This window comes from Bdellovibrio bacteriovorus (assembly GCF_002208115.1).
GTDB lineage: Bacteria > Bdellovibrionota > Bdellovibrionia > Bdellovibrionales > Bdellovibrionaceae > Bdellovibrio > Bdellovibrio bacteriovorus_C.
Genome location: NZ_CP020946.1, coordinates 1,167,073 through 1,190,706, shown reverse-complemented (window position 1 = coordinate 1,190,706; position 23,634 = coordinate 1,167,073). Strand labels below are relative to the sequence as shown.

Genomic DNA, 23,634 nt, shown 5'->3' with positions numbered 1-23,634 from the left:
GTATTCGGGTTAGCGTGATTCCATCTCGAGGTGATACTTATGTCTCAAAAGCCCTATGACCTGATCATCCAAGGCGGGATCTGCCTGTTACCCCACCCCTCTGAAAGTGGCCTTATCGAGCAGCAGGCCGACATCGCCATTACAGATGGACGCATCGAAAAGATCCGCGACTCCATCAATGAGCCCGCCCTGAAAGTCATCAAAGCCCACGGCCTGCACGTCCTTCCCGGGGTTATAGACAGCCAGGTGCATTTCCGCGAACCGGGTCTGACCCACAAAGAGGACCTTGAAACCGGCACCCGCGCCGCCGTTTTAGGGGGCGTCACCAGCATCTTTGAGATGCCAAACACCAACCCTTCCACCACCACCAAAGAAGCCTTCGAAGACAAACTGCAAAGAGCCAAAAACCGCGCTCACTGCAACTATGCCTTCTTTATTGGCGGAGCCCATGACAACGTCGCCAATATCGCGGAACTGGAGCTGCTGCCTCACTGCTCGGGCGTAAAAATCTTTATGGGAAGCTCGACCGGGAATCTTTTGGTCGAGGACGATGAAACTTTGGAGCAAATCCTGAAACGCGGCCACCGCCGTATCATCTTCCACAGTGAAGATGAAATGCGCTTGCGTGAGCGTAAACACATTGCTTCTGATATGGCCGATCCCCACTATCACCCGGTCTGGCGTGATGTGGAAACGGCCGTGAACTCGACCACCCGGCTGTTAAGACTGGCCCGAAAAACAGGACGTAAGATTCACGTTTTGCACGTTTCCACGGGTGAAGAAATGGACCTGTTAAAAGACGCCAAGGACATCGCCACTGTTGAGGTTTTGCCTCAGCATCTGACTTTGTATGCGCCGGATTGTTATGACAAGCTTGGCACCTATGCCCAGCAAAATCCGCCGATCCGTGAAAAACGCCACATGGACCGCATCTGGAAAGCCCTTTTGGATGGCACCGTGGACGTGATCGGTTCAGATCACGCGCCCCACACCCGTGAAGAAAAAGACCGTCCCTACCCAGCAAGTCCCTCCGGAGTTCCGGGTGTGCAAACCCTGGTGCCGATCATGCTAAATCACGTGCATGACGGACGACTGTCTTTGAAAAAGTTCACCGAACTTGTCACGGAAAATCCTTGCCGCGTCTTTGGTGTCAAAAACAAAGGTCGCCTGCGCCAGGGATTCGACGCTGACATCACAATTGTGGATCTGAAAAAAGAAACCACGATCGATAATTCCTGGATCGCCAGCCGCTGCGGTTGGACTCCGTTCCACGGCATGCGGGTGACCGGATGGCCAACGCATACGATTGTGGGTGGCAAACTGGTTATGGAAAACGATCAGGTTGTTTTGCCAAGCCAAGGCCAGGCCGTAGACTTCCTGGAAACCCGTTCATGAATCCAGCTCCGAAGAAAACCGCCGCCGGTCTATTCTTTGGCGGCCTGCTGCCAGTTATCGCCTTCACTCTGATCGAAGAATACTACGGAATCATTCCGGGTCTGATTGCCGGGATGATTTTTGGTTTGGGTGAAATCATCTGGGAGCTTTACCGACACAAGAAAGTGCAAAAGATCACCTGGATCGGCAACGGGATGTTGCTGGGCTTGGGGGCGATTTCTTTGATTTCATCCGAAGGCATTTGGTTTAAGCTTCAGCCCGCTTTGATGGAAGGGGCTTTTGCGATTGTGCTTTGGGGATCGCTGGTCGTTAAAAAGCCATTGTTGGTTTATCTTGCAGAACAGCAGGGGCAGCAGTTTCCGGACATTATCAAATCGCGTATGGCCGGAATCACGTTCCGCACGGGAATCTTTTTTGCCATTCATGCCGTCTTGGCAACGTGGGCGGCCTTAGAGTGGAGCACCACCAACTGGGCCCTTTTAAAAGGCATTGGACTGACCGTCAGTTTTATCCTGTATCTTGTCATTGAGGCTGTTCTGCTTCGAAGGATCGTTCTAAAACAAAGATCAGAATGAAAAATCTGATCTTGGGACTTATCTTATTACTGTGCACCGGGTGCGGTCAGTTGGACATGATGGTCCGCTGGGCTGATATCACCGCCACATCCCGCGCCGATCGCTATTTTGATCTGACCAGCGAACAAAAATCAGAGCTGAAAGAAAACATCCAAAACGACATCACCAAGATGCGTAAAGAGATGTTCCCCGAAGTCGCCAAAACCTTCCGCAGCCTGGAACCTGAAATCAAAAAAAGTCAGATCAACCCGGACCTGGTCGCCAAAAACTTTCTAGAGATTCAAAGCTATTTCAAAAAAGGCACAAACTATTTCAAAGACTCGGCCCTTAAAACCGCCGGCACACTGACAAAGGCGCAATTTGAACACTTCGCACGGAAGGTCCGCGAAGACATCACCGAAACTAAAGAGGACAACGAAATCCCGGAAAAGTCGCTCAAGACAGCCTACAAACGCTATCGCCGAAGTTTTGAGTTCTGGATTGGCGGAATTTCAGTCAAACAACAAGACGAAATCGAAAAATTCTTAAAAGCCAACCCCTACCCTTGGGAGCTTCAAAACAAAAGCCGCGAACACACGCTGAAACTTTTCCTGGCAGCCAGCCAAAATCCTGCGGCTTTGCAGAAATTTGTCGCGGACTATTTCATCGACTATGAATCAAGCCGTCTGCCGGAATTCACCGAGGCCCTGAACAAACACAAAGCCGCCTTCCAGACGTTCCTGACTGAGCAGTTCTGGAAGGGCTTAAGTTCCTCGCAAAAGAATGTCTTAAGGGATAACTTAATCTCAAGAGCCGAGGATCTGGACAAGATCGCTCAGCGCCCCTGAAACTCGGGCGCTTTCTTTTCTTTCATCGCTTCCAGGGCCTTAAAGTGATCCTCGGTACGCTGAGTGATCCCCTGATAAGCCGCCGCCAGATCCAGGATCGTGGAAAGATCATTCATATAAGCCATCTTCATGGTCTTTTTCGTCATCTGCACCGCCACCGGCGCATTGCCAGCAACCTTATCCGCCAACTTCTCAGTTTCAGCCAATAAGGATTCCACCGGCACCAGATAATTCAAAAGGCCCCAATTCAAGGCTTCAGCGCCGGACACCAGATCCCCAGTCAAAGACATCTGCATCGCCTTGCTAAAGCCAATCACACGCTGAAGGAAGAAACTGCCCCCGTCCCCCGGAACCAGCCCCAGTTTTACGAAGGTCTCGCCAAACTTGGCTTTCTCAGTCCCGATACGCAGATCACACATCATCGCCAAATCACACCCAGCCCCAATCGCCGGCCCGTTGACCATGGCAATCACCGGTTTAGAAAGCTCTTCAATACCCTTGGGAATCTGCTGAATCCCATGCATATACCGCATCCGAAGCTCATTCGACTCCCCAGCAAACATGCCGGTTTTGTTCTGCATAGCCTTCACATCACCACCAGCACAGAACGAGGTTCCTTCACCAGTAATAACAATCACCCGCACCAAAGAATCAAAATCCGCAAACCTCAAAACCCGAGTCAACGAATCCACCATCTCAAGCGAAATAGCATTACTCTGCTCCGGATTATTGAGCGTCAGCCACAATGTATGATTTTTCTTCTGAACCGAAAGATGCGTAAAAGCTTGAGAATAAAAAGACACAATTCCCCCTACCCTCGAAGCTACCGAAGCAACCTAAATTGCGCAACTCCATATCCCAATCCGTGGGCCCGAGAGCGTAGAAGCTGTCATTGAGGAGTCAAATGCGAGGCGGAAGAAGGAGGCGTACCACTGGTACGTCGACGCCGACCAACGAAGCAGTTGGCGCCTCAAGGGCAGCTTCGGGTCTGAAACGAAAAAAGGCTCCCTTCCGGGAGCCTTCTTACCTACTGACAGAACGGTAGGTCTGGTTTGATTTGGCAGATGATTTGGCAGATCGCTGGATCACCAAGTGGACATTCGCCAGGTTGACCTGGGTCAGGCAAACCGCCACCGTTGTCTGGTGGATTTGGATTGTTACCGCCACCGGAAGAAGCACCCACGTGGATGTTCAGAGTGGAAGCCGTTTTACCGTCAGCATCAGTTACTGTCACAACAGTGGAACCGTTGGAAGCTGCAGTCAAAGTACCGTTGTCAGATACAGAAGCTACAGAAGAGTTGCTGGAAGCAAATTTGAATGGCGCTTTACCGTGAAGAACAGACAAAGCCAGAGTCTCAGAAGGTTTGATAGTTGCCGCAGCCGGAACTACAACCATTTTCTTGGACATAACAGCTTCAACCGCTTCGTAAGCGTCAACGCGGCAGTTACATGCAGTTTCGATGGAAACTTTAGCACCTGTCGTCTGAAGGATCGCGCGGATTTGCGCACCAGTCAGAGAAGGATCTTGAGCTTTCATCAAAGCCACCAGACCGGAAACAAGCGGAGTTGCCATGGAAGTACCAGACAAGTTGCCGTATTTGTTTTTTGGAAGAGTGGACATGATGTTCTCTCCCGGTGCAGAAACGTGAACAGTCGCTGTACCGTAGTTAGACCAAGATGGTTTCGCATCTGCAGGGCCGGAAGCCGCTACTGTGATGGAATTTGGGTAACCGTTGTTCGCCGGGAACATTTCAGTTTTATCGTTGTTTTTACCGTCATTCGCAGCAGCTGCGATGAAGATAACACCTTTGTCGTCAGCACGTTTTACTGCCTCAAGAAGCGGAGCTGCTTGAGAACGAGGAACTGCCGCACCCCAAGATGCAGAAATGATCTGAGCGCCTTTTTCAACAGCGTAGTCGATAGACTTGATCGCGTTGTTCAGGTCACCGGAACCGTCAGCACCCAGGAAGCGCAAAGGCATCATGGAAACTTCAGGAGAAAGACCTACGATACCACCGTCAATCAGACCCGTCGCACCAACCGCACCCGCACAGTGTGTACCGTGACCTGGGTTTTGGAAGCCCGTCAGATCCATTGGATCAGCGTCGTTGTCGCGGAAGTCATAACCAGTGATCATGTTCGGAGCCAATGCCGGGTGAGTATAATCAACACCAGTATCGATAACCGCAACGATCACGTTTTTGGAGCCTTTGTTACCAGCGCGCTGCCAAGCTTTTTCAGCTTGAACTTTCGCGATAGCCCATTGCTCTTTCAAAGCAGCAGCGTCAACTGGCGCTGTGAAAGCTCTGATTTTGAAGTTAGGAACGATGTACTCAACGCCTGGTTGAGACAACAAAGAAGCCAAAGCCTGAGCTTCGTGTTTCTTGTTCACATCAACCAACACCAAGCTAGCAGTGTCGTTGTGATCCATCATTTGGATCGTGGACACCTTAGATGTCGTCATTGTATTCAGCATGTTGAAAGCGCGAGTGTTCGAATATTTCACCAGGTATTCGCCAGCGAACGCCTGAGAACCAAACAGAACCGCACCAACTAGTAATGCACGTTTCATAATTAAACCCCCTCCGTGGTGAAAAAATAATATTCACCTTTCTTAAGCATTGAATACAAAAATCTTAAACAAATCTTAAATTTTTTGACACAACCCATCGAATATTGAACCCACCGGCGTTCTTTTCAATGATGTTCGCGACTGTTTTTTTGCAGCGAAAGAGGGTTCATCTATGAGTTATCTGCACGCGATCATCCTTGGCATTGTCGAGGGGATCACCGAGTTCCTGCCCATTTCTTCCACGGGTCATATGATTATTGCCAGCTCTATGATGGGCATCGAAGACAGCTCTTTCACAAAGGCTTTCGAAGTCATCATCCAGTTTGGTGCGATTATGTCGGTGCTGGTTTTGTATTGGAAACGCTTCCTTCCTCATTGGGGATTCTATCGCAAGCTGTTTGTGGCGTTCCTGCCAACGGCAATCATCGGTTTCGTGGTGAAGGATCTGGTGGAACACCTGATGGGCAGCGTGCAAGTGGTTGCCTGGTCGCTGATTATCGGTGGTGCAATCCTGATTTGGGCGGACAAGGCATTTGCTCACCTGACAATGATGGGCCGAAAAACCGATGATCTGACATACAAAGATTCGGTGAAGCTCGGACTGTTCCAAGCCATCGCGATGATCCCGGGTGTTTCGCGTTCTGGTGCGACCATCATGGGCGGATTGACACTTGGCATGAACAAAAAAGAAGCAGCGGAGTTTTCATTTTTCCTGGCGGTTCCGACAATGGCCGCAGCCACGCTGTACAAACTGTTAAAGATCTATAAGACGATTGAGCCCGCACAAATCAATTTGCTGCTGGTGGGCTGCGCTGTGGCCTTTGTTGTGGCGATGGTTGCGATCAAGTTCTTTATCGGTATAGTGTCGCGCTATGGGTTCCGGGGCTTTGGTTACTACCGAATTGTTCTGGGTTTGGTGATTTTGATTTTGCTCTATACAGGGCATGACTTGCAGATGGTGTAATATGAAAGAGCTTTCTTCCATGGAAAAGTTTTTGTTTGAAGAATCCCAGTGGTTCACTCCGGAGCTGACCGAGGTTCTGAAATCCACAACCTTTGTGATGCCCAACTGGAAGTGGGCCTTCCTGGCGCTGGCGTTTGCAGCGGGGATCTTTGTGATCCGCCCGGTGTTTCACCTGATCCTTAAAGAACTTAAAAAACACAACCCGATCACCAAAAAGTATCCAAACACGTTCTGGGGGTATTTCCTAAGAACCGACACGGACCGTCCGATGGCGTGGATCCTGGTGATCCTTTTGTGGTTTGCGGCGGGCGACGCGGCCGAGCTGACTGGCAAGTTTGCCAGCTACTATGACCATTTTCTGCGCGGTCTGATTGCCATCTTCATTATCCGCTTGGTTTATTATGCGGTGGATGCGGCGTGCTCCGTGCTCGCCGACTATACTTCAAAAACCCCGAGCACTTTTGATGACCAGTTGGTGCCGTTTGCCTCGAAAGCATTAAAGATCTTTGTCGTGGTGATGGGTTTCCTGATTGTGCTGCAAAGCTTTGGACTCAATGTAATGTCCTTGCTGGCCGGTCTGGGTTTGGGGGGCTTGGCCCTGGCGTTGGCGGCTCAGGACACCGCCGCCAATTTGTTTGGTTCAATCACCATCTTGTTTGATCGCCCGTTTCAGGTAGGCGACTGGGTGAAGATCAAGGATATGGAGGGCACGGTTGAAGAGATCGGCTTCCGTTCTACCCGCGTCCGCACGTTCTACAACTCTTTGATCACTATTCCGAATGCTATGATGGCTAAAGAAACGGTCGACAATATGGGTGTTCGTCCTGCCCGCCGCGTTCGTCAGGTGCTCGGCTTGGTGTACGAAACAGCGCCCGAGACCATCGAGGCTTTCTGCGACCGCGTTAGATATTATATCAAGTCAGACGAAAAGGTTATTGCGGACACCGTGACAGTCCACTTTAATAATTACAATGCCTCATCCCTGGATGTTCTCGTCAATTTCCATTTGAAGGTGTACACTGGACCGGAAGAGTTGCAACATCAGCAAAGAATCTTCATTGAGATTTTGAAGATCGCTGCCGATATGAAAGTCAGTTTTGCTTACCCGACTCAGACGGTTTATAGCCAGGTGACCACGGTAAGATAAGGAGCCCAAGAAACCATGTCCGTAAAAGTCGACCACGTTATTTTAAAAGACCAAAACCTGGCTCGTGTCAGCCTGGCTGGCCTGCTTGAAAATGACGAAAAGGCTTTAACTGAACTGGCGATCCCGGCAGCCCTGGATCTGCACCTGCACCTGGAACAATTGCGCGGGATCAACTCTTTAGGGGTCCGTGCCTTTGTGAACTGGTCTTCCAAGCTGAAAAACCCCAAGATCATGATTCACGACGCCCCCAAAGCCTTCGTGGATCAGATCAACATGGTGGATGGCTTCCTGCCGCCGCAAACACGCATGCGAAGCTTCTTTGTGCCCTACTATTCCGAAGCCACGGGTGAAGAGACCCAGGTGCAGTTCACTATCGGCATCAATTTTTATCTGTACGAAGGGCAGTGGAAGTTTTCCTTCCCTGAGGTTCACGACAGCCGCGGCAACCTGATGTCGGTGGACATCCAGCCAGAGCGCTACTTCCGCTTCCTGAACAAAATGAAATAAAAAAACCCACAAACTTCAGGTTTGTGGGTTTTTTGTTTTAAAGACCAAGAAGAACCTATTTCTTCTTCTTTGCCTTCAAGCCGGCATCCAGGCGGATTTTAACGGCTTCCAGACGGGACTCTTCAGCTTCGAAGTTGGCTTTGGCTGTCGCCACTTTGATGCGGATTTCTTCGGCTTCGTTTTTTGCTGAATCCAGGCGGCTTTCAAGCTTTTCACGCTCTTTTTTTGCCTTCTCGGTTTCTTCAGTCAGACGTTTCAATTCGCTTTCAGACTTCGCCACTTCAGATTCGTATTCAGCGATGGCTTTTTTCGAACGGGCAATTTCAAGGTTCGCAGTCGCCTGCTCTTTACGAAGGTTGTTACGGTTGCTTTCAAGCTCTTGACGGGCTTTGGCGGCTTGTTGTTTCAGCTTTTCTTCCTGCGACTTGGTTTCAGTCACCTTTTTGCGCTCGGATTCAGCCTCTTCTTTGGCTTTTTTCGAAGCGTCCAGCGCCGCTTTCAACTCGCCTTCCACTTTTTCAATCATCGCTTTGGACTGTTCATCCTGAGCCTTCAAGCGGGACATTTCGGCTTCTGCACGCGCGCGATCCGCTTCGGCACGGGCGATCTCCTGCTTGGCTTTGGCTTCTCGGGCCTTGGCTTCAGCCACCGCTTTTTGCGTCAGCAGTTTGGCTTTGGAAAGATTCTGTTCCGCCTTCAGGGTTTCGTTCTTTGCCGCTTCGGCTTCTTTCGTCGCGCTTAAGCCTGCTTCTGTGGCAGAGTTGGCCTGCTTTTCCTGATCTTTTGCCTGATCACGCAAATCGTCGGCCTGCTTTTCAGCCTGCTTGCGTTTGTTTTGAGCTTCGTCACGAACCTGAATGGCTTTTTGCGTTTTTTCCTGGGCGGCTTTGATGCGCACCTGAGCCGCGGCCTGCTCTTTTTCAGCGGCCTTTTGAGCTCTGTCATGTTCGTTGGTTTCAGCTTTTAGTTTTGCAGATTCACGCTCGGAATCAGCCTGTTCTTTTTTGGCGTCATTTTCCAATGAGCGGGCCTTGTTGATGGCCGCCTGGGACTCTGCACGGATTTTATCCCGGCGTTTGCGATCTTCTTCCGCGCGCTTTTTTGCTTCGTTGGCTTCGGCCTTGGCCGCTTCGGCATCCGCGGTGGCCTCTTCGGCTTCAATCTGTGAGCTGTCGACTTGCGCGTACGCCGCCAATGGCATGGTGCCGGTCATAAGAGCTGCCAAAAGAAGTGTCCCTAGTGGTTTTACCTGCATTGAAAATCTCCTTCGATGAATCATCGATGTTCAATAGCAACTAGGATATAGGGATTTTAGGCAAAAAAAAAGCGACCAGGATTGGGGGGGAGGGGGAGGGGTCCTGGCCGCCATGGGGGGTTGACTTGTACTAAAGCAACGCAGGTGCCATGCCTACTTGTTCGTCAGATCCGATTAAACTCACAGCCGACCCAAATCCTATGTCGAGGTTTTTGACAGAAAACGACAATTGGCGGAAGCTTTCGTCATATAAACGCATCTTTGTGGGAGTTTCTGCCCACGGCAAACCACGACCTTCTGCCAAGAATTTTTCCTTATCTCCGTCTCAATATGAGCTCAAAATCTGAGTCTATCGTCCAGTTTATTGCCCTGCTCTGGCAGCGGCAGCTCCAAATGCCCTTCCGTGGTTGTCCTGCAAATCCAGGATGATGGCACAATCACCTTAGGCACGGTTGTCGCCGAAAGCCCGCTGACTCAGGAGTTCCACTCTTTCATCAGTTGCACGGATCGCTATTCGACTTTGAAAGTTCAAAACAGCACCCTATTCATTGCCAACGGCCCGGATGACGGAACCACGGAAGAGTTGCGCCAGACGGACTTCGCCGACGCTGACAAGTACACTCCTATCACCGAGGCAGAACTGCCGGCACTTCCTGCTCCGGTTAAAGTCGCTCCCACACTTTGTCTGCAGTAATTTCTTTTGGGACCTGTGCTGGCGCAGGTCCCCGCACTTGACCCACGGCTAGGTTCCTGGGCCAAGCCCGTCTGGACTCGACACACCCAAGACTTCTTTCTTATTCTGACTGCATGAACTTTCCGTTTCTGAAACAAAGCCTTGGTGCTTTGCTTATTCTTTGCTCCCCTTCTGCGTTTGCTCTGCACATTATGCTGGATCCCGGCCATGGTGGTGTTGATACGGGAGCGGTGTATGGCGGAGCGAAAGAAGCGGAACTGGTTTTGAAAGTCGCACAAAAGCTGCAGACTTTATTAGCCAAAGATGAAAAGTTCAAAGTCACCATGACGCGCACAAGTGATCGCAATCTGTCTTTGCCTGAGCGTGTGAAAATGGCCGAAGGATCCAAGGCGGACTTGTTCGTCAGTTTGCACGCCAATGCCGCTTCCGATCAGCGCGCCAAGGGTGTTGAGTTCTTCTTCCAAAACAATCTGCCACCCGATGAAGATGCACTGTTTTTAGCCAGCCAGGAAAATCAGATGGTTCTTAACAGCCGCGAGCTGCATGACATCTCTGGAGGCGACGAGCTTTCCAAAAAAGGCGACGTGGCAGCGATTGTGGAAGACCTGCATCGTCAAAACCGTCTCAGCAGCAGCCTGCGCCTGACACAAACCCTGACGCAGGTGTGGGGCACGGACAATAACGCGGCTCAAGCCACGATCAAACAGGCCCCATTCTATGTGATCTCAAAAACGACAATGCCTTCGGTTTTGATTGAAATCGGCTTTTTGACCAACCCGCGTGAAGCCAAAAAGCTGGTCAGCGCAGAATATCAAAACGATCTTGCCCAAAAAATCTACACCGCCCTCCAGTCCTACAAAGAAAAGATGGACAACCACACCGCAAAATCCTTAAATTAGTTTGTTTTAATCGTTTTAATCACCCCAAAACTAAGACTGAAAAAAGGCCACCTCTTACCCGGCCTTACTGGAGCTTTCTATGCGTGCTGACGGCCGTCTGTTTGATCAACTTCGAAATATTAAAATCACCCCAAATGTATCCGAGTACGCTGAAGGCTCTGCCATCGTGGAATTTGGTCGCACCAAAGTTCTTTGCACGGCGACTTATGAATCTAAAGCCCCAAGCTGGTTGCTGGGCACCGGAGCTGGCTGGATCACGGCGGAATACGGCATGCTGCCAAGATCGACTCACACGCGCATCCGTCGTGACAAATCCATGACTGGGGGGCGCACTCAAGAAATCTCGCGCCTGATTGGACGCTCTTTGCGTGCGGCGGTGGACCTAAAACAACTGGGTGAAAAACAAATCATCATCGACTGTGACGTGTTGAATGCCGATGGCGGCACACGCACGGCTTCGGTGACCGGCGGCTTTGTGGCGCTGGCCCTGGCGCTTAAAAAACTGCATGCCGTCAGCGAAATCAAAACGTTGCCGTTGATCAACTATGTATCCGCGATCAGTGTGGGCCTGCATGAAGGCAACATCCTGCTGGATCTGAACTATGACGAAGATTCTGCAATCGGCACTGACATGAACTTTGTCATGACGGACAAGGGCCAATTCGTGGAAGTTCAAGGTACCGCCGAACACGTTCCCTTCACCCGCGATCAGTTGTTCAAGATGATGGATGTGGCTGAAAAAGGCTGCCGTGAACTTTTCATTCACCAAGCCGCAGTGATGGGTGAAATCTATAAGATCGCAGGAGCATAAATGGAACTTTGGATTGCCACCGGAAACAAAGGAAAACTGGCTGAATACAAACAACTGCTGCGTGAGCTGCCGGACTTGAAGGTCTTTTCACAAGGCGACATCCCCTCCTTCACTCCCCGTCCAGAAGACGGAAAAACATTTGAAGACAACGCGCGCATCAAAGCCAAAACTTTGCGTGCGGTGAAAAACAATGTCTGGGTGCTGGGTGAGGATGCGGGTTTGGTTGTTGAAGGTCTGAACGGCTTGCCAGGAATTCATTCGGCTCGTTATGCGGGACCGAAGGCTTCTGACAGCGAAAACGTTTCCAAGCTTTTGAAAATGATCACGCTAAAACCAATGCCGAACAAGAATGCAAAATTCGTTTGCACGACGGTGGTTTACACTCCGACGGGTGAAGAATGGGTGTTCAATGGCGAGATGAAAGGCACGATCGCACAAAAGCCTGCCGGCTTGCACGGCTTTGGTTACGATCCAGTGTTCATCCCGGAAGGCCAGACTCAGACCCTGGCAGAACTGGGCACAGGCTATAAAAGCCTGCTTTCCCATAGAGCGATGGCTTTAAAAGCCTTCCTGGAAAAGCTTCAGACCGTAAACCCATAAAAAAAAGTTCCCACGACTTCTCGTGGGAACTTCTTCAAGGCATTCAATAGCTTTCCAGAAACTATTCGCCACCCATTGTAAGAGTGCAGGACAGCGGACTCTTATTCAAAATAACTCGTCCACCTTTGATGATCGTGATGGTCTCGTTTTTCAGGTCCAACTGGAAGGTGCGTTCTGCGATGTCGCTGTACGCTTCAACGTAAATCCAGTTTTGCATACGTTTGTCATTGCCGGAAACGCTGAATTGGATTTCATCGGTTCCAAATTTCAATTTAGAATCACCTGATTTATCTTCTTTGTGACGCATAAATGGATAAAGTTTACCATCGCGACCCACTCTGTGGTCGATTTTCAGATACTGACCGACGTTTTTATACTCATAGCTGCAGGCAAGCTCAGTCACCGCGTGAGCCGCTGTGGAAAAAGTAGAAATAGCAAGAACTGCCGTGGCAATTGCAGACATCTTTTTCATAATATACTCCTTTATTCATTTGGCCTTCGCCGAATGCTTGTTTATTTAAAATGGCTTTGTTTACAAAGTGAGATCTTGCAGCATTCGGGCCTCTGCATACCAGCCCCTCCCAAGTAGCGATAAATTGGACTACAGGGCTTTAGAGATGTCTTTCGGCTCGCTCCGAGCTGTGGCTTAAGTGACTGCCACAGCTCAACTTTTTCACAGTTTTTCGGGCCAGTGACGTTTTGGGTTACTCTTAAACTTGTCTTTGCCATTGCATCAGGCTTAAAATCGGTCCATACTTTATCAAACACACCCAACAAGGAGGGCCTATGATTGTAAAATCTCTTATCGCTAAAGCCGCTCTCCTTGCGTCTTTCTAGTTTTTTCATTTTTAAAACTTAAGTTCGCCAAGAGAGCTCCTGAATTTTAATTTTATTCAATGGAGTTATCCGTGACTACTTCATCAATCCTTCCCGCTTGGGGATGGAACGCGCTTTTACAGGCGCAAATCGAACTTCGACCGCTTAAATCGCACGAGGTCGTTGGACGTATTATTAATCAAGAACGCGAAATGTACCGCGTGGTGTTCTTTAAAAACGATCACGAAGGCAAAGCTCTGGCCCAGCTTTCTGGAAAATTTCGCTATGAACATTCGGATCTGAACCTGGAATACCCCGGCGTGGGTGACTGGGTGATTTGCGAACTGCACTCCAATGACGAGCACGCGGTCATTCACGAAGTCCTTTCGCGCCAAAGCTGCTTTTACCGCAAGGAACCCGGCAGCGGGGCCCGGGCCCAGATCGTGGCCGCCAACGTGGATGTGATTTTTGTGACCGTGTCGGCCAATCAGGATTTCAACCTGAAACGCCTGGATCGCTATATGAGCCTTGCCTGGGAATCCAACGCCTCGCCGGTCATCGTTCTGACCAAGGCGGATTTGGCCGAAGACCTTAAAGGCCTCATCGCCGAAGTGGAAGACCGCCACCCGGCGGTTCCGGTGCATGCCGTGAGTGCTTTGGATCCGCAAACCCTGGAGCCGCTGAAGACTCACCTGCTGCCCGGAAAGACCGTGGTGCTTTTGGGGTCTTCGGGGGTTGGAAAATCGACTTTGGGAAATCTGCTTTTGGAAAAAGAGCAGATCAAAACCCAAAGCATCCGCGAGGACGACGACAAAGGTAAACACACGACCACTTCAAGGTCCTTGTATCAGCTTCCCTCTGGCGCCCTTTTGATGGACACGCCGGGCATGCGGGAACTGGGGCTTTTGGATCACCGGGAGGGCTTTGAAAACCTCTTTGACGATATTCTGGAACTGGCCACCCGTTGCCGGTTTACGGACTGCCAGCATCAGACCGAACCAGGCTGTGCCGTCCAAGCCGCCCTGGAATCGGGAGAGCTGGAAGCGGAACGTTGGGAAAGTTTTCAAAATCTGGAGCGGGAACTGCGCTATTTTGAGCGCAAAACCGACCCCGAAAAAGCTCGCGAGGAGCGCCAGAAATGGAAGAAAATCACTCAAGGACTGCGAGTCCGCGTAAAACAGAAATCCAGAGGGGAAATCTAGGTGTTTTGCTCGCCAAAGGGGGTCAAAAAAGACCCCCTTTTCGTTGGACAAAAAGAGGGCCCCTTGCTAGCTTCCTTTAAACGCACTTTTAACTCAGGAGACTACGAGTGATGAAGGGCCTAAAAATCTTTTCAGCCAATGCCAATCCCACATTAGCCAAGAAAGTAGCCGAAGCCGCTGGAGTTGAGCTCGGATACTGTGAAGTCAGCAGTTTTGCTGACGGTGAAATCCAAGTCGAAATACATGAGAGCGTCCGCGGGCAACACGTGTTTGTTGTCCAAAGCACCTGCCCTCCTGTAAATCAAAACTACATGGAGCTGTTTGTGATGCTCGATGCCCTTCGCCGGGCCTCCGCCGCCTCCATCACCGCCGTGATCCCTTATTACGGTTATGCCCGCCAGGATCGAAAAGTGGCCCCGCGCGCCCCTATTTCGGCCAAATTGATGGCGGACCTGATCACGACGGCCGGCGCCGACCGTGTGGTGTCCGTGGACCTGCACGCCGCCCAAATCCAAGGCTTCTTCAATGTTCCGGTGGACCATTTGTTCGCAATTCCGACTTTGGCTCGCGCTTGGCGGGATGCCTACGGCCAGGGCTCTGAGTTTGTTGCGGTGAGTCCAGACGCCGGCGGGGTCGAAAGAACCCGTGCCTTTGCCAAGAGAATTGAGTCCTCCATGGCGATCATCGATAAACGCCGTTCCGGCCCTAATGAGGCTAAAGCCCTGCACCTGATCGGGGATGTGACTGGCAAAACGGCCGTCATTGTGGACGATATGATCGATACGGCGGGAACTCTTACACAAGCAGTTGACAGCCTGTATAAGAATGGGGCAAAACGTGTGTTCGCCGTTGCAACCCACCCTGTTTTGTCAGGTCCTGCGATCAATCGCCTGAAGGAAAGCCCTATTGAAAAAGTATGGGTCACCGACACGATCCCGCTGTCTGAAGCGGCGAAAAACTGCGGAAAAATCGAAGTGGTTTCAGTAGCTCCGGTCCTGGCCGAAGCCATGAAACGAATCCACGGAAATGACTCCGTCAGTTCATTGTTTGACTAACTAACCCACCTTCGGGTGGATATTATTAACTTCCTCTATTGGACTAGAAGGATAAATACATGAAAACAAGAATCGACCTTACAGTTGAACCTCGTGAAACTGGTAAACACAACAGCCGTGGCCTGCGCACTAGCCGTAACGTTCCTGCTGTTATCTACGGAGCTGTAACTCCAACGAACGTTTCCGTTGGTGAAAAAGAAATCGTTAAGTACAACACTCGCGCTTACGAGAATGCTCTTTTCAACTTGAAATCCACTGACAAAACTGCAAATGGCATCGTAGTTCTGATCAAATCCGTAGACGTACACCCACTGACTCGTCGTCCTCAACACGTTGACTTCTTCGCTTTGGATCTGAAAAAAGCGGTTCGCGTTAACGTTGAAGTACGTCTTGAAGGTAAAGCTATCGGTCTTTCTGAAGGCGGTCTGTTGAACGTTGTTCTTCGTTCCGTTGAGGTTGAGTGCTTGCCAACTGAAATCCCTGAGTTCTTCACTGCTGACATCTCTAACTTGGCAGTTGGTGACGCTCTTCACGTATCCGACATCAAAGTTGGCGGCTCCGTGAAAATGATCACTGGCGCAGAACAAACTGTTGCAGTTGTTAACGCTCAAGAAGAAGAAGTTGCTGCTACTCCAGCTGCTGCCGCGGCTCCTGCTGCTGCTGCACCTGCTGCTGCAAAAGCTCCTGCTGCGAAAAAGTAATTTCCAGCAAAGATTTGAATTCCAAAGAGGCAGCTCACCAGAGCTGCCTCTTTTTTTGCCCTACCCCCACTTTAAAGGCTGATCAAAAAGGTTCAGCCGCAAGGCGGAGTAGGCCCTCGCAGCGCAGGCGTGCTCCCAGCACGTCGGAGCGAGAAGGCCGCCCGACAACGCAGTCGGATGGGCCTTTTTCATCGGCCGTTATGGAGGAAAAATGTGGTTGATTGTTGGTCTTGGCAATCCGGGTGGTGAATATAAACTAACCCGTCATAACATCGGCTTTATGGCTGTGGACTATCTGATGGAAGGCCTGGGGAATCCCCCGATCAAAAATCAATTCAAGGCCGAAATCGCTCAGGCGAAAATCAAAGACCACCCGGTGATTTTCTGCAAACCACAGACGTACATGAATCTTTCCGGCGAATCCGTACAGCCCCTGATGGGCTTTTATAAAATCCCTCTGGAACGCCTGATCGTCATTCACGATGAAATTGACCAGCCGTTTGCACAAATGAAAATCCAGAAAAACCGCGGTCACGGCGGCCATAACGGCATTAAAAGCGTTTCAGGCCTGCTGGGCTCGATGGACTACACGCGCCTGCGTTTGGGCGTGGGGCGTCCGGCCAACCCGAACATCCCGGTACCTGATTACGTCCTGGGTAAATTCACCAAGGAAGAGTTCGCGCAAATGCCGGATTTCCTGAATAAAGCCGGCGATGCTGTAGAAAGCATCATCCTGGATGGAATTCAAAAAGCTTCGACAAAATTCAACACTTAGGCTAGATTGAGCCGTCATTTCGCAAGGAGTTTTCAATGGCACTTCAAGTCGGTATCGTAGGTCTTCCGAACGTGGGTAAGAGCACGCTTTTCAATGCTCTGACATCTGCCAAGGCTGAGGCGGCCAACTATCCATTCTGTACTATCGACCCGAACGTGGGCGTGGTGACAGTTCCGGATCCTCGCATGGATAAAATCACTGAATTCATCAAACCTCAGAAAGTTGTTCCAACAACTATGGAGTTCGTGGATATCGCGGGTATCGTAAAAGGTGCGTCCCAGGGTGAAGGTTTGGGAAATCAGTTCCTGTCCCACATCCGTCAAACAGACGCGATCGTTCACGTGGTTCGTTGTTTTGACGACCCAAATATCATTCACGTGGCGGGTTCTGTGGAGCCTATCCGTGACATCGAAATCATCAACACCGAGTTGTTGCTGGCAGATTTGGACTCTGTTGAAAAGCGCCTTCAGCGCACTGAAAAACAGGCGAAAAACTCCACCGACAAAAAGCTGAAACTGGATGTCGAAGTTGCCAAAAAAATCAAAGAGGCTTTGGGTAAAGGTCTTCCTGCCCGCTCTGTGACTTTGGACGAAATGGAGCAAGGTGCTTTGAAAGAGATGCACCTGCTGACTGCCAAGCCGGTTCTTTACGCGATGAACGTCAACGACGCTGACTTCGCAGCCGGTGGCAATGACTGGACAAAGGCTGTTGAGGCCCGCGCCGCTGAAGAAAACAACAAAACCATCCTGATCTGTTCTGCGATGGAAGCTGAGATTGCTTTGTTGCCACCAGAAGAACGCAAGGACTTCCTGGATGCACTGGGCGCTGAAGAGCCAGGCTTGAACCGTCTGATCCGCGAAGCTTACACACTTTTGGGACTTCAGACTTACTTCACTGCCGGTGTGACGGAAGTGCGTGCCTGGACGATTCGTGCCAACACGAAAGCTCCTCAAGCGGCGGGTGTGATCCACTCGGACTTTGAGCGTGGTTTCATCAAAGCTGAAACTTACCACTGTGAAGACTTGTTCAAGTACAAATCTGAACAAGCGATCAAAGATGCTGGTAAATACCGCATCGAGGGCAAAGAGTACGTTGTGAAAGACGGCGACGTTTTGTTCTTCAAGTTCAACGTTTAATTTCTTCTTAAGAAGGGAAAAAGGGGCCGCAAAGCCCCTTTTTTATTTTGTATGAATGAATTACTGACTTTATCTGCTTTGGATCTGCATAAAAAAGTACAAAACAAAGAAGTGTCCCCTTCCGAAGTTCTGGAAGCACACATCACCCGCATTGAGCAGGTGAACCCTTCTTTGAACGCCATGGTCGAAGACGACTTCGTCCGTGCCAGAAAATTGGCGCACGAACAGACAGAAATTTTGGCGAAGAACAATTCCGATCTTCCGCCGCTGTTTGGTGTCCCGTTCACCGTCAAAGAAATGTTCTCTTACCAGGGCATGAAACGCACCGGGGGCAGCATCCATCACAAGAATGACGTGATGGACTGGGACGCCACCGTTGTTGCTCGAATGAAAAAAGCCGGTGCCATCCCGATGGGCACCACCAATGTGCCGGAACTGGGATTCTGGTTTGAGTGTTTCAACCCGGTTTATGGCCGCACCAGCAACCCCTATGATCTGGGCCGCACTTGCGGCGGCAGCAGCGGTGGTGAAGGTGCTTTGATCGGCGCGGGCGCTTCTCCGCTGGGTCTTGGCAGTGATATCGGCGGCAGCATCCGAATGCCGGCGTCGTTCTGCGGGGTCTTTGGTCACAAGCCGTCTCGCTATTTGTTGCCACTGACGGGCCACTTCCCGTTTGAACAAAATGACTTCCGCACGCTGTTGCTGGATCAGAAGTATCCGTACACCTCCATGGGGCCGATGACCCGTAAAGCCGCGGATCTGGCGCCGATGATGAAGATCCTGATGGGATCTGACGACATCGATCAACACACGCTGAAAAATCCAGCCATGGAAGAACTGTCCCAGGAATGGAAAGGCCGCAAGGTTTTGATCTGTCCGAACCCCGTCTTCCACCGCGCGCGCGGAACCGATGATGAACTGGTGCAAGTGGTGAAAAACTGCGGAAAGCTGTTTGAAGAACTGGGCGCCCACGTTGAAGAACTGGATCCAAGATTCTTTGTCCGCTCGGCAGAACTGTGGTTTGCGGCGGTGAAAAACTCGAAGAACAGAAACTTGTATGAAACCCTGATGGGCCCCACCCAGCACCTTTCGATCGGGAAAGAAATCCTGCAACTGACTTTCGGTAAAGGAAATTACACCCTGCCAAATCTGCTGGTGTCGCTGGCTGAAATTTTTGACACCCGCAAAAAAGACTTCACTGAAGAAATGCAGGCCTTGGCCAAAATGAAATCCGACCTGGATGAAAAACTGGGCGCTGACGGCATTTTGATTCTGCCTCCGCACCCTCGGGTGGCCCCAAAACACCGAGCTCCGCTGTGGTCCCCGTTTGACTTTATCTACACGGCGATCTTTACGACGCTGGGCCATCCAGCGACTTCAGTTCCAACGGGCCTGAACGAAGACGGTATCCCATTGGGAGTTCAAGTCGTCGGTCCTTACATGAAGGACCATCTGACACTGGCATGTGCGGAATTCCTGGAAACAACATTCGGCGGCTGGCAACCGCCCAAAAACCTATAGCTTAAATGCGGTATTTGGTGCGTAGATGATCCAAGATGATGTGGAAGCTCCAGACGGTCAGGAACAAGATCAGGCTTGGATATAGAATCAGATGCGGGAAGCTTGAAAGAGTCTTCCACCCTTCGCGCACCAAGATGCCCCAACTGGTGTAAGGGGGATGAATCCCCAGGCCGATAAAGCTCATGAAACTTTCATACAAGATATTGGTCGGAATCTGCATCGCCACCAGTATCAGCAGTGTTCCCAGCATATTCGGAAGCACATGGCGAAGCATCACATGCACGCGACTGCCACCCAGTGAAATTGCCGCTTCCACATAGGGTTTGCGTTTGATTTCCAAAACCATCCCGCGGGTGACGCGCGCAAGACTCATCCAATGCGTGATCGCAATACTGATGCACAAGCCAAGCAAAGCCCGGCTCAACGGATCTTCAAACGGCAGCAGCAACTGCAGACTTAGACACATCACCGACACCAGAATGAAGCTTGGCACCGCCATCAGGATGTCACAAAAACGCATCAAGATACGATCGACGATCCCTTCAGACCATCCGGCAATGGCTCCATAAATAAAGCCGATCATAAAGGCCAGGAATGATCCCACCAGGCCCACCAAAAGCGAAATGCGCCCACCCATCAACACCCGGGCAAACAGATCCCTTCCCAAGGTGTCGGTGCCGAACCAGTGTTCTGATCCGGGCGGCAAAAGAATGCTTTCGACATTTTGTTCAAGCCCCGAGCTATTTAACACCCACGGATAAAAAACCGTGGCCAGCACCAGAGTGGAAAGGAACAAAGTGGCAAAAACCAAAAGCACCTTTTTCATGCGCGCTCCTGCAGGCGTGGATCCGCCAACTTCAGCAACACATCAATAAACGAATTCACCACAATCAAAAGACTTCCATAGAACAACGTAAGGCCCACGATCAACGTGTAATCACGATCGTTCAGGGCCGCAATGAATTCACTGCCCAAACCCGGCACCGCGAACAGAACTTCCACCAGGAAAGAGCCTGACAGTAAGGACACAGTCAAAGGGCCTACGTAGCTTAAAAAAGGAATCAGCGAATTTTTAAGGACATGACGGAATAAGACACCCCACACCCCGACACCTTTGGCTTTGGCGGTGCGGGCATAGTCTTGATTCAGATTTTCATTCAGTGAATTTTTAAGCAAGCGAATCAGTGAAGCCAGCGGGCGCACACTTAAAGTCACCACCGGCAGAATGTAGTGCACGGGCGACGACAAAAAGGCCACGGGCAAAAGGTTCCAGTAAAAACCAAAAGCGTATATCAACAAAGGCCCCCAGAACAGGCTGGGTAAGGACAAGAATGCGATCACGGTCTGATCGACCAGATTTTCAAACCAGGTTTCGCGGAAACGAGTCGCGGCCACCGCGATCACGAAAGCGCCCACCAGAATCACACCCAGCGCGATGGCATTTAAAGTCAGGGTGTTACCCAGGCCCTGGCCGATGATGTCCACCACCGTGCGATCGGGTTTGGACATCGACACACCCAGGTCCCCTTGCACGACGGACAGAAGATAGTTCCCTATTTGGGAAGGAAGGCTTTGCTCCAGCCCCCAGTGTTGCGCCAGCTTTTCGCGCACCACGGGATTTAAGGCCGTCTCTTCATCAAAAGGACCGCCCGGAAGAGCTTTCAACAGCACAAACGTCAACGCCGCTAGGACCCCTAGCGACGCTGTCATTTCCACTGTTTTTTTAAAGACGAACCGAAACGCGTTGTCTATCAAATGTCATCCCAGTTTTCTTTCCCCGCCAGCTCGGCCTGGAATTTCACCGGAACCGCGCCTGCCATGTATGGGAAAAGATCTTTTTTGTTGCCGTACAATTGTGAATAAATATAAGCGTTTGAAACCACACGTTTCACATAGTTGCGTGTTTCCAGGAAAGGGATGTGTTCAATGAACTCATCTGTTTCCAGGTTACCGAAAGACGACAACCAGTTTTTCACGCGGTGCGGACCGGCGTTGTAACCTGCGGCCACCAACGGAATCGTATTTTCAAAGCGATCCATCAGACGTTTCAGATAGCGGCTGCCGATCTTCACCGATGTTTCTGGCTGCAGCAACAAAGGCGCTTTGAATTCTTTTTCACCCAAAAGCGTCGCCACTTTGTGCCCGGTGAACGGCATGACCTGCATCAGACCCAACGCCCCCACCGGAGAAATCGCATCGCGACGGTAATGAGTTTCTGCACGCATGATTCCCCATACCAGTTCTTCTGGCACAGAGAATTTCTTGGTGTATTTTTCAACATGCTCAGAATATGCACGCGGGTATGCAAACTCCCAAAGATAGCGAATGCCTTCAACACCGTGAGCCGCTCTTTGACCGCCGAAATTAATCTGCGCGATGTAAGAAGAACGGTTGTAGTGACCTGCGGTATTGTATTCACTCATCAAAGTGCGCAGGTATTCGCGGTTGGAGGTCTTTCTTTCGATGTCATAAAGATCCCAGCGCGCCCATTCGTTTTCACCCAGGATCATCATGTCGCGGGCTCTTTCAAAGCGCTTCATCAGGGCTGGGTTTGAGAATGTGGTCACCTTCTCGCCGCTGGCATCCGGAACTTCATCCTCGGAAGTGGCCACTTCAACGGATTTCAAATCCGGGTTGTCAGAAGCTTCTGCTTCTTCTTCCTCGCCTTTTTCGTCATCTGCCGAATACTGGGTCAGAACCAGTGTTTCTTCCGATTCAGAATCATCCCCACGATAGCTGTCAGAAGAAGACGGCATCAGGAATTCGCCAGCGGAGAATCTGGAAATCACACGCGGCTGCGTTGGCAGGCTGGATTCAGCCAAACGAGGCACTTTCACCTCTTCCATTTTTTTCAGACGACTTTGGGCGGCAATAGAATAATAACCCAGCAAAGGATCTTTCGCCAAAGAGGACATCATGGCCTTGGCTTGCTCGACTTTCCCCTGACGGAAAAGGCTCATCGCCATCCAGTACGTCACGCGGTCTTCCGGGAAGGACTTCCACGCTTTGCGGTTTTTCTTTTTCGCCGCATTCAAATTCCCCAGAGCTTTGTAAGCGCCCTGGTAGTCCCCTTTAAGATATTTCAACCAAGCCAGGTGCCACTGGGCATCGCGGTTCAAACCGGAGTTTGGATACGCCTTCATGAACTCCTGGAAACGGCGGGCAGCCCCGTCGTAATCCTGGAACTGATAAGACAGGAACGCGGACTGATACAAAGCCTGACGACCGGTTTTGGATTTAGGGCTGAGCTTGTAAGCGGAATAATAAGAACCCACCGCCAATTGCACTTCCCCCGCTCTTGCGGCAGAAGACGCAAACAGAATCAGGAAATCGAAGTTTCTTTTGTTGGCGTCATAGTAAGGCTTCAGCAATTCGACCGCCTTGGTGACTTCACCCTCTTGCAGATAGAACTGAGCCTGAAGTTTGTCAGCCAGGTACTTGTCAGACTTGGCCACTTTGGATTTCATGATATTGATTTCACCCTGGGCTTTTTGATCCAGACCAGCCCATAGCAGGTAACGAACGCGCGTGCGGAAGTCTTCCGGCGTGACTTTGCAGTCTGTCGGTTTGCCTTCAAATTCATTGATGGCCAGGTCCACGCTCCAGTCCGCCACTTTCGGGTAAGCCGGATAGCGTTCGTACAATTTCACCAGCCACTTACACATTTGGCCGTGGCGATTCAGGCCTTTTTCAGCCACCGCCAGATTGTAAATCACATCCGGATAGTCTTCGGTGTTGCGGGTTCTTTTTTCCAGTTTCACAAACTGCGTGCTGGCCAGTTTGTAGTTCTTCTTTTCAAGCGCGATCTGCCCCATCAGGTTTGACGCCTCGATGGACATTTTCACGTTGGGGGAAAGATCCAGAACTTTTTTAAGCTCCCCTTCGGCGTCATCCCATTTGGAAGTTTTCATATAAGACTGCGCCAGATAGAAGCGCACGTATTCTTCCAGTGAGGTTTTTTCTTTCAGAATGTCCTGAAGAGCGGGAATGGCCTGATCGTATTTCGCTGCGCGGAACTGATCCAGGGCCTTTTTAAAGGGCTCAAGGTCATTTTTAGTAACTTGGGCGCCGGCCACCGGACCGAGCAAGAGAGAAAACACAATACATTTCAGGGAGACCTTCATGTCCACCACTCCAATACGAAAAGTTGTACAGTCCTTGTAACCGTCATCTAATAATGAT

At 50.7% G+C, this 23,634-nt stretch carries 23 protein-coding genes; 16 read left to right on the top strand and 7 right to left on the bottom strand.

What is annotated here, in order from left to right:
* Positions 1 to 39 precede the first annotated feature (39 nt).
* From B9G79_RS05850 to B9G79_RS05840, 3 genes are read left to right on the top strand one after another with little or no spacing between them, the layout of a single operon-like run.
* Complete coding sequence (locus B9G79_RS05850) at positions 40 to 1,395, top strand: dihydroorotase (RefSeq protein ID WP_088564704.1); 1,356 nt, start codon at positions 40 to 42, stop codon at positions 1,393 to 1,395.
* Complete coding sequence (locus B9G79_RS05845) at positions 1,392 to 1,970, top strand: inner membrane-spanning protein YciB (RefSeq protein ID WP_088564703.1); 579 nt, start codon at positions 1,392 to 1,394, stop codon at positions 1,968 to 1,970. The genes B9G79_RS05850 and B9G79_RS05845 overlap by 4 nt, the downstream gene beginning before the upstream one ends.
* Positions 1,967 to 2,797 carry a DUF6279 family lipoprotein gene (locus B9G79_RS05840; protein ID WP_088564702.1) on the top strand — a complete coding sequence of 277 codons (831 nt, stop codon included), beginning with the start codon at positions 1,967 to 1,969 and terminating at the stop codon, positions 2,795 to 2,797. The genes B9G79_RS05845 and B9G79_RS05840 overlap by 4 nt, the downstream gene beginning before the upstream one ends.
* On the opposite strand, the gene B9G79_RS05835 is transcribed toward B9G79_RS05840, so the two are convergent.
* Both B9G79_RS05835 and B9G79_RS05830 read right to left on the bottom strand, forming a co-directional pair.
* Positions 2,785 to 3,600, bottom strand: coding sequence for an enoyl-CoA hydratase-related protein (locus tag B9G79_RS05835; protein WP_088564701.1), 816 nt, complete (start codon positions 3,598 to 3,600; stop codon positions 2,785 to 2,787). The genes B9G79_RS05840 and B9G79_RS05835 overlap by 13 nt on opposite strands.
* Before the next feature lie 224 nt (positions 3,601 to 3,824).
* Positions 3,825 to 5,369: a S8 family peptidase gene (locus B9G79_RS05830; protein WP_088564700.1), complete on the bottom strand. Its 1,545-nt coding sequence runs from the start codon at positions 5,367 to 5,369 to the stop codon at positions 3,825 to 3,827.
* A gap of 172 nt (positions 5,370 to 5,541) precedes the next feature.
* Between B9G79_RS05830 and B9G79_RS05825 the strand changes: the two genes are divergently transcribed.
* The 3 genes from B9G79_RS05825 to B9G79_RS05815 are packed head-to-tail and all read left to right on the top strand — an operon-like array spanning position 5,542 to position 7,987.
* Positions 5,542 to 6,333 carry an undecaprenyl-diphosphate phosphatase gene (locus B9G79_RS05825; protein ID WP_088564699.1) on the top strand — a complete coding sequence of 264 codons (792 nt, stop codon included), beginning with the start codon at positions 5,542 to 5,544 and terminating at the stop codon, positions 6,331 to 6,333.
* 19 nt (positions 6,334 to 6,352) lie between these two features.
* Entirely contained in the window at positions 6,353 to 7,480 is a 1,128-nt protein-coding gene (locus B9G79_RS05820) for a mechanosensitive ion channel family protein (RefSeq protein ID WP_232469217.1), read from the top strand.
* Positions 7,481 to 7,495: 15 nt separating this feature from the next.
* Positions 7,496 to 7,987 carry a hypothetical protein gene (locus B9G79_RS05815; protein ID WP_088564697.1) on the top strand — a complete coding sequence of 164 codons (492 nt, stop codon included), beginning with the start codon at positions 7,496 to 7,498 and terminating at the stop codon, positions 7,985 to 7,987.
* Between the two features lie 55 nt (positions 7,988 to 8,042).
* On the opposite strand, the gene B9G79_RS05810 is transcribed toward B9G79_RS05815, so the two are convergent.
* Entirely contained in the window at positions 8,043 to 9,242 is a 1,200-nt protein-coding gene (locus B9G79_RS05810) for a hypothetical protein (RefSeq protein ID WP_232469216.1), read from the bottom strand.
* 403 nt (positions 9,243 to 9,645) lie between these two features.
* Between B9G79_RS05810 and B9G79_RS05805 the strand changes: the two genes are divergently transcribed.
* The 4 genes from B9G79_RS05805 (at position 9,646) to rdgB (ending at position 12,246) form a co-directional block, all read left to right on the top strand.
* Entirely contained in the window at positions 9,646 to 9,936 is a 291-nt protein-coding gene (locus tag B9G79_RS05805; RefSeq protein WP_198298052.1) for a hypothetical protein, read from the top strand.
* Positions 9,937 to 10,049: 113 nt separating this feature from the next.
* Positions 10,050 to 10,835, top strand: a complete 786-nt coding sequence (locus B9G79_RS05800) for an N-acetylmuramoyl-L-alanine amidase family protein (RefSeq protein ID WP_088564695.1) — start codon at positions 10,050 to 10,052, stop codon at positions 10,833 to 10,835.
* A gap of 79 nt (positions 10,836 to 10,914) precedes the next feature.
* Positions 10,915 to 11,646: a ribonuclease PH gene (gene rph, locus B9G79_RS05795; protein ID WP_088564694.1), complete on the top strand. Its 732-nt coding sequence runs from the start codon at positions 10,915 to 10,917 to the stop codon at positions 11,644 to 11,646.
* Entirely contained in the window at positions 11,647 to 12,246 is a 600-nt protein-coding gene (gene rdgB, locus B9G79_RS05790; RefSeq protein WP_088564693.1) for an RdgB/HAM1 family non-canonical purine NTP pyrophosphatase, read from the top strand.
* A gap of 61 nt (positions 12,247 to 12,307) precedes the next feature.
* Here rdgB and B9G79_RS05785 read toward each other — a convergent pair whose 3' ends face one another.
* Positions 12,308 to 12,718: a hypothetical protein gene (locus B9G79_RS05785; protein ID WP_088564692.1), complete on the bottom strand. Its 411-nt coding sequence runs from the start codon at positions 12,716 to 12,718 to the stop codon at positions 12,308 to 12,310.
* Between the two features lie 436 nt (positions 12,719 to 13,154).
* Between B9G79_RS05785 and rsgA the strand changes: the two genes are divergently transcribed.
* From rsgA to B9G79_RS05750, 6 genes are all read left to right on the top strand, one after another.
* On the top strand, positions 13,155 to 14,264 hold the full coding sequence (gene rsgA, locus B9G79_RS05775) for a ribosome small subunit-dependent GTPase A (RefSeq protein WP_232469215.1): 1,110 nt from the start codon (positions 13,155 to 13,157) through the stop codon (positions 14,262 to 14,264).
* Between the two features lie 110 nt (positions 14,265 to 14,374).
* Positions 14,375 to 15,319, top strand: coding sequence for a ribose-phosphate diphosphokinase (locus B9G79_RS05770; protein ID WP_198298051.1), 945 nt, complete (start codon positions 14,375 to 14,377; stop codon positions 15,317 to 15,319).
* Positions 15,320 to 15,378: 59 nt separating this feature from the next.
* Positions 15,379 to 16,020 (top strand): 50S ribosomal protein L25, encoded by a 642-nt coding sequence (locus B9G79_RS05765; RefSeq protein WP_088564689.1) that lies wholly within the window; start codon positions 15,379 to 15,381, stop codon positions 16,018 to 16,020.
* Between the two features lie 211 nt (positions 16,021 to 16,231).
* Complete coding sequence (gene pth / locus B9G79_RS05760; RefSeq protein WP_088564688.1) at positions 16,232 to 16,795, top strand: aminoacyl-tRNA hydrolase; 564 nt, start codon at positions 16,232 to 16,234, stop codon at positions 16,793 to 16,795.
* 35 nt (positions 16,796 to 16,830) lie between these two features.
* Entirely contained in the window at positions 16,831 to 17,931 is a 1,101-nt protein-coding gene (ychF, locus tag B9G79_RS05755; protein WP_088564687.1) for a redox-regulated ATPase YchF, read from the top strand.
* 51 nt (positions 17,932 to 17,982) lie between these two features.
* Positions 17,983 to 19,452: an amidase gene (locus B9G79_RS05750; protein ID WP_088564686.1), complete on the top strand. Its 1,470-nt coding sequence runs from the start codon at positions 17,983 to 17,985 to the stop codon at positions 19,450 to 19,452.
* A gap of 1 nt (position 19,453) precedes the next feature.
* Here the strand turns inward: B9G79_RS05750 and B9G79_RS05745 are convergent, their stop codons facing one another.
* From B9G79_RS05745 to B9G79_RS05735, 3 genes are read right to left on the bottom strand one after another with little or no spacing between them, the layout of a single operon-like run.
* On the bottom strand, positions 19,454 to 20,278 hold the full coding sequence (locus B9G79_RS05745) for an ABC transporter permease (RefSeq protein WP_088564685.1): 825 nt from the start codon (positions 20,276 to 20,278) through the stop codon (positions 19,454 to 19,456).
* The gene (locus tag B9G79_RS05740; RefSeq protein ID WP_232469214.1) at positions 20,275 to 21,162 is read right to left on the bottom strand and encodes an ABC transporter permease; all 888 of its coding nucleotides are present in this window, start codon (positions 21,160 to 21,162) and stop codon (positions 20,275 to 20,277) included. Before B9G79_RS05740 ends, B9G79_RS05745 begins: the two co-directional genes overlap by 4 nt.
* Before the next feature lie 41 nt (positions 21,163 to 21,203).
* Positions 21,204 to 23,576: a transglycosylase SLT domain-containing protein gene (locus tag B9G79_RS05735; RefSeq protein ID WP_088564684.1), complete on the bottom strand. Its 2,373-nt coding sequence runs from the start codon at positions 23,574 to 23,576 to the stop codon at positions 21,204 to 21,206.
* Positions 23,577 to 23,634 lie beyond the last annotated feature (58 nt).